Genomic DNA, 12,586 nt, shown 5'->3' with positions numbered 1-12,586 from the left:
TCGCTCAAGGCCGGATCACTTCAGCTGGATGGCCCAGTACAGCAGGACTTCGGTCGCCGGGGTCTCGGCGCCGCTGTAGAGCTGCGGCTCGGCGTTGATCTTGTCGACCGTGGCCTGGCCGGAGATCACGCGGCCGAAGGCGGCGTAGCCCGGATCGGCGGCGGTCTTGTAGTCCAGCGTCGCGCTGTTGTCGACGGAGTTGAAGAAGAACTGGCTGGTCGCCGAGTCGGCCACCGAGGTGCGCGCCATCGCGATCGTGTACTTCACGTTGGATACGCCGACGTTGGTCTCCAGCTTGATCGCGCCGCCCAGGTCGGTGCCGGGGGTCTTGGCCACGTAACCCGTGATGAAGCCGCCGCCCTGCGCGACGAAGCCCGGCACGACGCGATGGAAGATCGTGTTGTCGTAGTACTTCGCGTTGACGTACTTCAGGAAGTTGGCGGTCGTGATCGGCGTGCGGGCGTCGAGCTCGACGACCATCTCGCCGTCGCTCGTCAGCATGCACACGACGCGCGCGGCCGTGCTCGCGTTCGACGCGGCGATGCCGGCGGCGCTGCAGGACGTGGTCGGCGCGACCGGTACCGGGTTCGGCTTCGGCGTCTGCACCGGATTGCCGCTGTCGTTGTCGCTGCCACCGCCGCAGGCGGCCAGCATCAACGCGCCGCCCAGCGCGGCGGACAGTGCCAGCAGACGGGGCTTGGAGGAGATCGGGGAGAGGAGGGTGATCGACTTCATGTGGGCTCGCGATGGGAGCTTGTGGCTCCCGCTTTCTGGCAAAGAAGGGCGAAGTATCGTGGGCGCGCTGACACAAGTCATGGGGCCCGGTGCGGGCGCCGCACGAAATGAGGCGGTGCTTTCCCTAACGCCGCGTTTACAGAGTGTCGGACCTCACTCTGGCGGTTCTGGAGTGCCCAGGATTCCCGCCGGAAAGACACGTCCCGTTTCAGAACTCGAGGTTGTCGATCAGGCGTGTTTCACCGATCCGCGCGGCGGCGAGCGCCACCAGCGGCTCGCCCTCGCGCGCCGCGCCGAGGTCGTGGCGACGGCGCAGCGTCAGATAGTCCGGCGCCCAGCCGGCATCGCGCAGCGACGCCATCGCGTCGGACTCGATGCGATCGAGGTCGCGCTCGCCCGCCTGCCAGCGCGCGATCATCGCTTTCAGCGTGCGCGACAACAGCAGCGCGTCCCGCTTCTGCTGCTCGCTCAGGTAGCCGTTGCGCGAGGACAGCGCCAGGCCGTCGGCGTTGCGCTCGGTCTCGCCCGCCAGCACGCGGATCGGCATCGCCAGCTGGTCGACCATGCGGCGGATCACCATCAGCTGCTGATAGTCCTTCTTGCCGAAGACGGCCACGTCCGGCCGGACGATCTGGAACAGCTTCGCGACCACCGTGCAGACGCCGATGAAGAAGCCGGGCCGGAAGTGCCCCTCGAGGATGTCGGCCAGTTCCGCCGGCGGATGCACCTTGTAGCCCTGCGGCTCGGGGTACATCTCCCGTTCGTCGGGCGCGAAGACCAGGTCGCAGGTGGCGCCTTCCAGCAGCTCGGCGTCGCGCGGGAGCGTGCGGGGGTAGCGGTCGAAGTCCTCGTGCGGCGCGAACTGCAGCCGGTTGACGAAGACGCTGGCGACGACCAGGCCGTCCGGACCGACCGCGGCACGGGCCTGGCGCACCAGCGCCAGATGGCCGTCGTGCAGGTTGCCCATCGTGGGCACGAACGCGACCGGGCGGCCGCCCGCGAGCGCGGCGCGCAGGCCGGCGATGTCGTGGTGGATCTTCATGATCAGTAGGTGTGCTCGGCGGCGGGGAAGGCGCCGGACTTGACCTCGGTCACGTAGCGCGAGAAGGCGTCGCCGATCGAGGCCGCGCCCTGCATGAAGTCGCGCACGAAGCGCGGCTTGCGGCCGCCGCCCACGCCCAGCATGTCGTGCATCACCAGCACCTGGCCGGAGCACTCCGCGCCGGCGCCGATGCCGATGACGGGCACGCCCAGCGAGCGCGTCAGCTCGCCGGCCAGCGCGGCCGGCACCATCTCCAGCAGCAGCATCTGCGCCCCCGCGTCGACAAGTTCGCGCGCATGCGCCTTGATGCGCGCGGCGCCGGCTTCATCGCGCCCCTGCACCTTGAATCCGCCCAGGGCGGTCACGGTCTGCGGCGTCAGGCCGAGGTGGGCGCAGACAGGGATGCCGCGCTCGGTCAGGAAGCGGACCGTCTCGGTGGTCCAGCCGCCGCCTTCGAGCTTGATCATGTGCGCGCCGGCCTGCGCCAGCTGCATGGCGTTTTTCCAGGCCACCTGCGGGGACTCGTGGTACGTGCCGAACGGCAGGTCCGCGATGACCCACGCGACGCGACGCGCGCGCGCCACGTTGGCCGTGTGATAGACCATCGCCTCCAGCGTGACGGGGACCGTCGTCTGCAGGCCTTGCACCACGTTGCCCAGCGAATCGCCGATCAGGATCGAGTCCACGCCGGCGTCTTCCATCGCGTGCGCGAAGGTGGCGTCGTAGGCGGTCAGCATCGCGATCTTCTCGCCGGCGGCATGCATGTCGAGCAGGCGCTGCAGCGTGACGGGCTTGCGGTCGGGCGACGAGCCCGCGGGCCGCGGCACGGCGTAGAGGGAGGTCGGGGGGGAGGTCTGGTCGGTCATGCGTGTCCCCTGGAGGCAGGTCCGGGGAGGGTCCGGGGGGTGGGGCGGCAGTGTACCGGGACGGTGCCACGATGCCGCTTTCTGAGGACAATGCCGGCCATGACCCTGACTGAACTGCGCTACATCGTCGCCGTCGCCCGCGAGCGCCATTTTGGCCGCGCCGCGGAAGCCTGCTTCGTCTCCCAGCCGACGCTGTCGGTGGCGATCAAGAAGCTGGAGGAGGAACTCGACGTCAAGATCTTCGAGCGCGGCGCCAACGAGGTGACGATGACGCCGCTGGGCGAGGACATCGTGCGCCAGGCCCAGTCGGTGATCGAGCAGGCCAGCGCGATCAAGGACATCGCCAAGCGCGGCAAGGACCCCCTGGACGGGCCGTTGCGGCTGGGCATCATCTACACGATCGGGCCCTACCTGCTGCCGGAGCTGGTCAAGCACTGCATCGACCTCTACCCGCGCATGCCGCTGATGCTGCAGGAGAACTTCACCCAGAAGCTGCTGGACATGCTGCGCACCGGCGAGCTGGACTGCGCGATCATGGCCGAGCCCTTCCCCGACGCGGGCCTGGCGGTGGCGCCGCTGTACGACGAGTCCTTCGTCGTCGCCGTGCCGGCGGTGCATCCGCTGGCGAAGAAGCCGCGCATCAGCGCCGAGGAGCTCAAGGCCGAGACGATGCTGCTGCTGGGCAACGGCCACTGCTTCCGCGATCACGTGCTGGAGGTCTGCCCGGAGTTCGCGCGCTTCTCGACGGACGCCGAGGGCATCCGCAAGAGCTTCGAGGGCAGCTCGCTGGAGACGATCAAGCACATGGTGGCGTCCGGGATGGGCGTCACCGTGGTGCCGGCGCTGAGCGTGCCGGACCACGTCCCGCCGCACCTGCGCTACGTCCCCTTCGAGGACCCGGCGCCGACGCGTCGCGTCGTGCTTGCCTGGCGCCGCACCTTCACCCGTTACGAGGCCGTCGCGGCGCTGCGCAACGCAGTCTATGCGTGCACGCTCAAAGGGGTGACGTTGCTGTCGTGACTTGCCGCAAGACCCGACCCCTTGCCTAAGCCGCCCTCGGGCGGCTTTAGTTTTTCCTTATCGCGACACTTAAGCTATCCAAATATCGCCATCGATAGCAATTCTCTAAAGTCCTCCTCATGCGCCGTCGCCGTCCTCCTTCCGGGAGAGTTCAGCGCCGGTCCGGACCTCTACAAAAGCGTCCCTGTCTGAAGCATCGAGGAGTGCCCCGAATGAGCGCCAAGCCCCAACATCCCGCCCAGTGCCCGGTCATGACGACGAGCGCCGGCGCGCCGATCGCCGACAACCAGAATTCGCTGACCGCCGGCCCGCGCGGCCCCGTCCTGATGCAGGACTACCAGCTCATCGAAAAGCTGGCCCACCAGAACCGTGAACGCATTCCTGAGCGCGTCGTGCATGCCAAGGGCTGGGGCGCCTTCGGCACGCTGACCGTCACGCAGGACATCACCCGATTCACCCGCGCGAAGCTGTTCGGCGAGGTCGGCCGGCAGACGCCGATGCTGGCGCGCTTCTCGACGGTCGCCGGCGAGCTGGGGGCCGCCGACGCGGAACGCGACGTCCGCGGCTTCTCGCTGAAGTTCTATACCGGCGAAGGCAACTGGGACCTGGTCGGCAACAACACCCCGGTGTTCTTCATCCGCGACCCGCTGAAATTCCCCGACTTCATCCGCACGCAGAAGCGTCACCCGGTGTCCAACCTGCGCTCCGGGACCGCCGCATGGGACTTCTGGAGCCTCTCCCCCGAGAGCCTGCACCAGGTCACCATCCTGATGAGCGACCGCGGCATCCCCGTCAGCCCGCGCTTCATGGACGGCTTCGGCTCCCACACCTACAGCTTCTGGAACGCGGACGGCGAGCGCTTCTGGGTGAAGTTCCACTTCAAGACCCGCCAGGGTCATCGCACCCTGACCAACGCCGAGGCGAGCACGGTCATCGGACAGACCCGCGAGAGCTACCAGGAAGACCTCTTCGGCGCGATCGAGCAGGGGCAGTTCCCGCAGTGGACGATGTCCGTGCAGGTGATGCCGGAACTCGACGCCGACAAGACCTCGTACAACCCCTTCGACCTGACCAAGGTCTGGCCGCATGCCGACTATCCGCTGATCGAGGTCGGCGTGCTCGAGCTCAACCGCAACCCGGAGAACTACTTCGAGGAGATCGAGCAGGCCGCGTTCTCGCCGAGCAACATCGTGCCCGGCATCGGCTTCAGCCCCGACAAGGTCCTGCAGGCGCGCATCTTCAGCTACGCCGACGCGCACCGCTACCGCCTCGGCACGCATTACGAGGCGCTGCCGGTGAACGCGCCCAAGTGCCCCGTCCATCACTATCACAAGGACGGCGCAATGAAGTTCTTCCGCACGCCGACGGGCAATCCGAACGCGTACTACGAGCCCAACAGCTTCGGCGGCGCGACGCAGGATCCGTCCGTGGCCGAACCGCCGCTGCGCCTGCAGGGCGACGCGGCGCGCTTCGACCATCGCGCCGGCAACGACGACTACGCGCAGCCCGGCGCCCTCTTCCGCCTGCTCGGCGAAGAACAGCAGCAGCGCCTGGGTCGCAACATCGCCGAATCGATGCGCGGCGTGCCGGCCTTCATCATCGATCGGCAGCTGGGCCACTTCGACAAGGCCGATCCGGCCTACGGCCGTGTCGTGCGCGCCGCGCTGAGCGCGCTCGACATCGAGTTCACCGTCTGACACCGCCGGATTTCATCTGTAAGGAGCAAGACATGACCCCACGATCCGGACAACGCACACTGGGTTGGTTGCTGGTGGCCGCCGGCGCCGCGCTGAATGCACAGTCATTGATCGACTGGATGCAACACAGCGTCGCCTGAGCAGCACCCGCCTCGCGCCCCACGGTCATGTTGCCGATCACCTGGATCGGTTAGGCTGCGGGGCGTCTTTTGTCTTCCATTCCCGTAAGGAGTCCCTCGATGGCCAAGAAGAGCCCCTCGCCCGCCAAAGCCGCCTCTGCCAAGGGCGCGCCGTCCATCCAGATCGGCATCAGCGACAAGGACCGCGCCGCGATCGCGCAGGGCCTGTCCAAGCTGCTGGCCGACACCTACACCCTCTACCTGACCACGCACAACTTCCACTGGAACGTGACCGGGCCGATGTTCAACTCGCTGCACGCGATGTTCATGGCCCAGTACACCGAGCTGTGGAACGCCGTGGACCCGGTCGCCGAGCGCATCCGCTCGCTGGGTCACAAGGCGCCGGGCTCCTACGCGCAATTCGCGGCGCTGAGCTCGCTGCCGGACGCACCGACCACGCCGCCCAAGGCGCTGGACATGGTCCGCATCCTGGTCGACGGTCATGAAGGCGTCGCCCGCACCGCGCGCGCGCTGTTCGACCTGGTCGACAAGGCCAGCGACGAGCCGACCGCCGACCTGCTCACCCAGCGCCTGACGGTGCACGAGCAGACCGCGTGGATGCTGCGCTCGCTGCTGGAAGAGTGATCAGCCCACGGCCTTGATGCGCCCGTCCCGCCGGGCTTGCGCCAGCATCGAGGCCAACGCGCACGACGCGAGCCGCGCCGTGCGCGAATCGGCGCGGCTGGTCAGCACGATCGGCACCTTCGCGCCGAGCACCACCCCCGCCGCATAGGCCTGCGCCAGGAAGCTCAGGCTCTTGGCGAGCATGTTGCCCGCGTCCAGGTCCGGCACGATCAGCACGTTGGCCCTGCCCGCCACCGGCGACACGATGCCCTTGATGCGCGCGGCCTCGGGATCGATGGCGTTGTCCATCGCCAGCGGGCCGTCCAGCACCGCGCCGGTGATCTGCCCGCGGTCGGCCATCTTGCACAGCGCCGCCGCGTCCATCGTCGACGGCACCTTCGGATTCACCGTCTCCATCGACGACAGCAGCGCCACGCGCACCTCCGGCAGACGCAGCGCATGCGCGAGGTCGATCGCGTTCTGCACGATGTCGACCTTCTCCTCCAGCGTCGGCTGGATGTTGATCGCCGCGTCCGAGATGATCAGCGGCTGCGCATGCCCCGGCACGTCCATCACGAAGCAGTGGCTGATGCGCCGCGCGGTGCGCAGGCCGCCTTCGCGCCGCACCACCGCGCCCATCAGTTCGTCGGTGTGCAGGCTGCCTTTCATCAACGCGTCGACCTCGCCCTTGAGCGCCATCGCCACGCCCATGTCCGCCGCAGCATGGCTGTGCGGCACGTCGACCAGCGTGTAGCGCGACAGGTCCACGCCGGCCGCGGCGGCAGCCTCGGACACCTTGCCCGCCGGGCCGATCAGGATCGGTTCGATCAACCCCAATGACGCGGCCTCCGTCGCCGCGAGCAGGGACACGTCGTTGCAGGGGTGGACGACCGCCATGCGCAGCGGCGGCAGGTGGCGCACCGCCTCGATGAGGCGGTCGTAGTGCGGATGGGCACTGGGCGCTTGTTCGGTCATTGTTCGATCACCCTGCGTCTCCCTGGGACATTGGCAACGAGTCGCGGTCGATGATGCATGCTGCGGTGCAACAAATCAAGCCGAGCGGACCTCGCGAGGCAGTGCTGGGAGCAAAGCGAATGTCCGGAACGTCCGACTGGATCCACGACTGGCAAGCGTACGCGACCGACGCGTGGCAGCGCACGCTGCTGACGCTGGACACGATGCGCGAGCGCGGCAACGTGTTCCTCGACCATCTGCAGGCCGGCAAGCCCGCGCTGCTCAAGTTCGAACATGAACTGCTCATCGACGGCCGCGACCTGCCGCAGCCCTGCAACTACGCGCTGCTGCGCATCCTGCCGGCCGACGGCGACATCGTCGATCCCGCGCGCCGGCCCATCGTCGTCATCGATCCGCGCGCGGGCCACGGCCCCGGCATCGGCGGCTTCAAGCCGGACTCCGAGATCGGCGTCGCGCTGCGCGCCGGCCATCCGGTCTACTTCATCACCTTCGAGCCGGAACCGGTCGAGGGTCAGACCTTGCTCGACGTCGCCCGGGCCGAGGCGCAGTTCATCGAGGAAGTCGCCCGCCGCCATCCGAAGGCGCCGGGACTGCCGGCGGTGATCGGCAACTGCCAGGCCGGCTGGGCCGTCGCCGCGCTGGCCGCCGTGCGCAGCGACCTGATGGGCCCGATCGTGCTGAACGGCGCACCGCTGTCGTACTGGGCCGGCTCGCCCGAGCAGAACCCGATGCGCTACGCGGGCGGCGCGCTCGGCGGTGCCTGGATGTCGGCGCTGTCGGCAGACCTCGGCGGCGACCGCTTCGACGGCGCGCACCTGGTCTCCAACTTCGAGAACCTCAACCTCGCCAACAGCTGGTGGGACAAGTACTACCACCTCTATGCCAACGTCGACACCGAGCGCGAGCGCTTCCTCGACTTCGAGCGCTGGTGGGGCGGCTACTTCCGGATGACCGGCGAGGAGATCGAGGCCATCGTCGAGAACCTGTTCATCGGCAACCGCCTGGCGCGCGGCGAAGTCGAGCTGGAAGGCTATCGCCTGGACCTGCGCAACATCACCGCGCCCATGGTGATCTTCGCGTCCTGGGGCGACAACATCACGCCGCCGCAGCAGGCGCTGGACTGGATCATCGACGTCTGGGGCAGCGAGAAGGCGCTGGTCAAGGCGGGCCGCACCATCGTCTACATGCTGCACCCGAAGATCGGCCACCTGGGCATCTTCGTCGGCGGCGGCATCGCGCGGCGCGAGCATGAGCAGATCTTCGACACGCTCGAGCAGATCGCCGCGCTGCCGCCCGGTCTCTACGAAATGAAGATCGACGCCCGCGATCCCGACGCACCGCTGGCGGCGCTGGAATCGGGCGACTACTCCGTGAGCTTCGAGACCCGCACCGTGGACGACCTGCGCGCGCTGAATCCGGAATGCCGCCGCGACGAGGCGCTGTTCAGCACGATCGCGCAAGTGTCGGAGATGAACATGCGCCGCTACCGCCAGTGGCTGCAACCGGCGGTGCGCGCGGTCGGCAGCAAGGCGCTCGGCGAGTGGCTGCGCTGGACGCACCCGCTGCGCCTGCAGCATCTGGCGATCTCCGACCTGCATCCGCTGGCGCCGTGGCTCAAGCAGGCCGCCGACCACGCGCGGACGCAGCGCCAGAACGTCGATGCCGACAACCCGTGGCTGAAGTGGGAGCAGCTCGGCTCCCGCGCGATCAGCGAATCGCTGGACCGGCTCGGCCACCAGCGTGACGCGACGCTCGTGCACTGGGTCGAGGCGGTGTATGGCCCGAGCGGGCTGGGCGCGGTGCTGCCACCGCGTGACTCGGACCTCGCGTCCGGCGTCGCGCACGCGGCCGCCGACGAGCGCGAAGGCCGTCGCATGGCGCTGGAGCAGGTCGAACAAGGCGGATTCGCGGACGCGGTCTGCCGTATCCTGCTGGCGGGGCTGGCCCACCGCGGCGTCGTCCAGCGACGCGGGCTGGTCCTGGGCCAGCTGCTGGCCGATTCCCACCGCCGCATGGCCGAGGAGGCCGAAGGTGCCGTCGCCGCCGAGGCGGTGCCCGGCGAGGACTGGGCGACGCTCCTGCATCGGCAGGCGCTCATCGTGACCTTCGCGCCCGACGAGGCGATGGCCGCGCTGCCGACGCTGCTGCCGACGCTCGAGGACCGCGAGCAGGCGGTGGCCCTCGCGAGCGCGGTGCTGATGGCCGAATCCGAGCTCGCCGACCCGCAGTCGCCCGCGGCGCGCTACGTCCACGACCTGCTGCACGTCGATCCGGCGCGTGTCGCCGACATGGCGCTCGCGCTGTCGGCACCCATCGCAGCGACCACGGCGACGGTCTCGATCGCGGCCTCGACGGCGGCCAAGCCCGCGCGTCGTCGCAAGGCGGTGGCATGAACTCCGCCGCCGTCCAGTTCGGCCGCCTGCTGGCCGGGCGCAAGGTGCTGATCACCGGCATCGCCAACGACCAGTCCATCGCCTACGGCTGTGCCCGGGCCTTCCGCGCGATGGGCGCCGACCTGGCGCTGACCTACCTCAACGACAAGGCCCTGCCGCACGTGAAGCCGCTGGCCGACGCGCTCGGCGCCGAGCTGCTGCTGCCGCTGGACCTGCGCGAGCCCGAGTCGCTCGACGCCGTCTTCGCCGCGGTCTCCGAGCGCTGGGGCGTGCTGCACGCGGCGTTGCACTCGATCGCGTTCGCGCCGAAGGACGATCTGCACGGGCGACTCGTCGACAGCAGCGCGGCCGGTTTCGCGCTGGCGATGGACATCTCGTGCCACAGCTTCATCCGCATGGCGCGTCTGGCGGAGCCGCTGATGCGCGTCTCCGGCGGCACGCTGTTCACGATGAGCTTCCAGGGCGCGAGCCGCGTCGTCGAGCACTACAACCTGATGGGCCCGGTGAAGGCCGCGCTGGAAGCCTCGGTGCGCTACCTGGCGCACGAGCTGGGTCCGGCCGGGATCCGCGTGCACGCGATCTCGCCGGGGCCCATCGCGACGCGCGCGGCCTCGGGCCTGGAGGAGTTCGACCAACTGCTCGCCGATGCCGCCGCCCGCGCGCCGGCCCACGCGCTGGCGACGATCGACGACGTCGGCTACGCGACCGCGATGCTCGCGGGCGACCACGCGCGGCTCATCACCGGCTCGACGCTGTACGTCGACGGCGGCTATCACATCATGGGGTGAGCGATGGATCCACGACTGGAAGGCGAATTCATCGCGGTGGTCAACGCGGGCTCATCCAGCATCAAGCTGTCGATGTTCTCGCTGCACGACGACCGACGGCTGGGCCCGTTGCGGCTTGAGTTGCGCGCGCAGGTCGAAGGGATCGGCATCGCGACGCCGCACTTCGAGGCCTCGCATGCCGACGGCTCGAAGGCCGGCTCGCGCGACTGGCCGGTCGGCGAGACGCTGACGCACGAGGGGGCGCTCGATCACCTGGTCGAGTTCGTCACCCACGAGTTCCCCGGCATCGAGATGCTGGGCATCGGCCACCGCGTCGTGCACGGCGGGACCGCGTTCGCGCAGCCGGTGCGGGTGACGCCGCCGGTGCTGGCGCAACTGGAGACGCTGGTGCCGCTCGCGCCGCTGCATCAGCCGCACAACCTGGCGCCGATCCGCCGCGCGTTCTCGGCGCTTCCGGGGCTGCCGCAGGTCGCGTGTTTCGACACGGCCTTCCATCGCGGCCAGTCCGACGTCGCCGACGCCTTCGCGCTGCCCTACGCGCTGTTCGAGGCCGGCGTGCGCCGCTACGGCTTCCACGGGCTGAGCTACGAGTACATCGCGTCGCGGCTGCCGGTACTGTCGCCGCGGCTGGCCGACGGACGCACCGTCATCCTGCACCTGGGCAACGGCGCCAGCGCCTGCGCGCTGCACCGCGGCCGCAGCATCGCCAGCAGCATGGGCTTCACCGCCGTCGACGGCCTGCCGATGGGCACGCGCAGCGGCGCGGTCGATCCCGGCGTGCTGATCTACCTGATGGACGAGCAGCGCATGGACGCGCGCGAGCTCGAGACCCTGCTCTACAAGCAGTCCGGCCTGCTGGGACTGTCCGGCATCTCCAGCGACATGCGCCAGCTGCTGGCCAGCGACGCGCCGCGGGCGCGTTTCGCGATCGATGTCTTCGTCCACCGCGTCGCCCGCGAGATCGGCGCGCTGGCGGCGGAAATGGGCGGCCTGGACGGCCTGGTGTTCACCGCCGGCATCGGCGAGCACGCCGCGGAGATCCGTCGGCGGGTGCTGTCGCGCTGTCTGTGGCTGGGGGTGTCGACGCAGGAGGCCGCCAACCGCGAGGGGCCGGCCGAGCGCCGGATCAGCACCGTCGACAGCCGGTGCGAGGCCTGGGTCATCCCCACCGACGAGGAGCTCATGATGGCCCGCCACACGTTCCGGCTGCTCGCCGGGGAGGAGTGACCATGCGAACGCCCAAGCAACGCTACAGCCACGAGGAGTGGGAGAAGACCGTCGAGGACGTGGACCTGCAGATCGCGCAGCTGGCGATCATGTGCCACGTGCGGCTGCTCGATCCCGGCGTCATCGAGCGCGTGCTCGACAACGACCTGCGCATCTGCGGCGACGGCCACGAAGGCGGCTTCGAGAAGCTGCGCGGCATGCTCTACCTGCACTACGAGGTCCAGGCCCGGCTGGCCGAGGAACTGGGCCCGGTCGACGCGGCCGAGGTCGTCCAACGCGTGCGCGAGCACCTGCTGGTGCGCATCGGCACGCAGCTCGGCACGCTGGGCACGCCGCAGGCGGAAGGCGGCGGCAACGGCGGCGGCGCCAGCAGCCAATAACCCCGACGGCTTGGGCCGGGCGGGCGGCGGCGCTACAGTGGGCCGCATCGCCTTGCGGGCCTCTCGAGCCTTCCCCCATGCGCATCGCCATCCTCTCCTTCGACGGCTTCAACGAGATCGACAGCTTCATCCCGCTGGGACTGCTGAACCGGCTCAAGCCGCTGGGCTGGTCCGCCGAGCTGTGCGGCCCGGGACCGGCGGTCACCTCGATGAACGGCGTGACCGTCCAGCTGAGACATCCGCTCGAATGGGCCAACGAGGCCGACGCCGTCTGGTTCGGCTCCGGCATCTACACGCGGGCGATCGCGGAGAACTCGGCGCTGCTGGACCGGCTGCAGCTCGATCCGACGCGGCAACTGATCGCGTCGCAGTGCTCCGGCGCCTTGCTGGTGGCACGGCTGGGCTTGCTCGGCGATGCGCCGGCCTGCACCGATTCGTCCACGCGACCCTGGCTGGTCGAGGCCGGCGTGCGCGTCCTTGACGAGCCCTTCCACGCCCGCGGCCCGGTGGCGACGTCGGGCGGCTGCCTCGCGTCGCAGTACCTGTCCGCGTGGCTGATGTGGAGCAAGGCCGGCGAGAGCGCCGCGCGTGATGCGCTGACCTACGCCGCGCCGGTCGGTGAGAAGGACGAGTACGTCGAGCGCCTGCTGGCCCGTGTCCGCCCGTTCATGGCGCCCGCATGAAGGGTCCCAGGACGCCCACCCTCCGGAGTCGGCGGCA

The 12,586-nt window shown here is 69.4% G+C and carries 12 protein-coding genes; 8 read left to right on the top strand and 4 right to left on the bottom strand.

Annotated features, from left to right (window positions below; all coding sequences use genetic code 11):
• Positions 1–15: 15 nt before the first annotated feature.
• The 3 genes from AC07PR_RS27325 to panB all read right to left on the bottom strand — a co-directional run bounded on the left by AC07PR_RS27325 (position 16) and on the right by panB (position 2,643).
• Entirely contained in the window at positions 16–735 is a 720-nt protein-coding gene (locus AC07PR_RS27325) for a peptidylprolyl isomerase (RefSeq protein WP_377158747.1), read from the bottom strand.
• A gap of 208 nt (positions 736–943) precedes the next feature.
• Positions 944–1,777, bottom strand: coding sequence for a pantoate--beta-alanine ligase (gene panC / locus AC07PR_RS27320; RefSeq protein WP_495137139.1), 834 nt, complete (start codon positions 1,775–1,777; stop codon positions 944–946).
• A gap of 2 nt (positions 1,778–1,779) precedes the next feature.
• Positions 1,780–2,643, bottom strand: coding sequence for a 3-methyl-2-oxobutanoate hydroxymethyltransferase (gene panB / locus AC07PR_RS27315; protein WP_431100971.1), 864 nt, complete (start codon positions 2,641–2,643; stop codon positions 1,780–1,782).
• 99 nt (positions 2,644–2,742) lie between these two features.
• Between panB and AC07PR_RS27310 the strand changes: the two genes are divergently transcribed.
• The 3 genes from AC07PR_RS27310 (at position 2,743) to AC07PR_RS27300 (ending at position 6,124) form a co-directional block, all read left to right on the top strand.
• The gene (locus AC07PR_RS27310; RefSeq protein ID WP_297532779.1) at positions 2,743–3,663 is read left to right on the top strand and encodes a hydrogen peroxide-inducible genes activator; all 921 of its coding nucleotides are present in this window, start codon (positions 2,743–2,745) and stop codon (positions 3,661–3,663) included.
• A gap of 212 nt (positions 3,664–3,875) precedes the next feature.
• A complete protein-coding gene (locus tag AC07PR_RS27305; protein WP_495137138.1) occupies positions 3,876–5,360 on the top strand; it encodes a catalase in 1,485 nt (494 codons plus the stop codon).
• 239 nt (positions 5,361–5,599) lie between these two features.
• Complete coding sequence (locus AC07PR_RS27300; RefSeq protein ID WP_067280034.1) at positions 5,600–6,124, top strand: Dps family protein; 525 nt, start codon at positions 5,600–5,602, stop codon at positions 6,122–6,124.
• Here the strand turns inward: AC07PR_RS27300 and AC07PR_RS27295 are convergent, their stop codons facing one another.
• Entirely contained in the window at positions 6,125–7,078 is a 954-nt protein-coding gene (locus AC07PR_RS27295; protein WP_495137137.1) for a phosphate acetyltransferase, read from the bottom strand.
• A 119-nt stretch (positions 7,079–7,197) separates the two neighbouring features.
• Here AC07PR_RS27295 and AC07PR_RS27290 point away from each other — a divergent pair, with 119 nt between their 5' ends.
• The 5 genes from AC07PR_RS27290 (at position 7,198) to AC07PR_RS27270 (ending at position 12,549) form a co-directional block, all read left to right on the top strand.
• Entirely contained in the window at positions 7,198–9,471 is a 2,274-nt protein-coding gene (locus AC07PR_RS27290; protein ID WP_483108358.1) for a DUF3141 domain-containing protein, read from the top strand.
• Positions 9,468–10,259, top strand: a complete 792-nt coding sequence (fabI, locus tag AC07PR_RS27285) for an enoyl-ACP reductase FabI (RefSeq protein ID WP_483108357.1) — start codon at positions 9,468–9,470, stop codon at positions 10,257–10,259. The genes AC07PR_RS27290 and fabI overlap by 4 nt, the downstream gene beginning before the upstream one ends.
• Before the next feature lie 3 nt (positions 10,260–10,262).
• Positions 10,263–11,486: an acetate/propionate family kinase gene (locus AC07PR_RS27280; RefSeq protein ID WP_495137136.1), complete on the top strand. Its 1,224-nt coding sequence runs from the start codon at positions 10,263–10,265 to the stop codon at positions 11,484–11,486.
• Positions 11,487–11,488: 2 nt separating this feature from the next.
• On the top strand, positions 11,489–11,866 hold the full coding sequence (locus AC07PR_RS27275; protein WP_495137135.1) for a hypothetical protein: 378 nt from the start codon (positions 11,489–11,491) through the stop codon (positions 11,864–11,866).
• Positions 11,867–11,943: 77 nt separating this feature from the next.
• Positions 11,944–12,549 carry a DJ-1/PfpI family protein gene (locus AC07PR_RS27270; RefSeq protein ID WP_495137134.1) on the top strand — a complete coding sequence of 202 codons (606 nt, stop codon included), beginning with the start codon at positions 11,944–11,946 and terminating at the stop codon, positions 12,547–12,549.
• The last annotated feature ends 37 nt before the right edge of the window (positions 12,550–12,586 follow it).

Source organism: Roseateles sp. GW821-FHT09H11 (assembly GCF_059415845.1).
The sequence above is the reverse complement of the archived record's forward strand: the minus strand, read 5'-3'. Positions and strand labels throughout refer to the sequence as shown.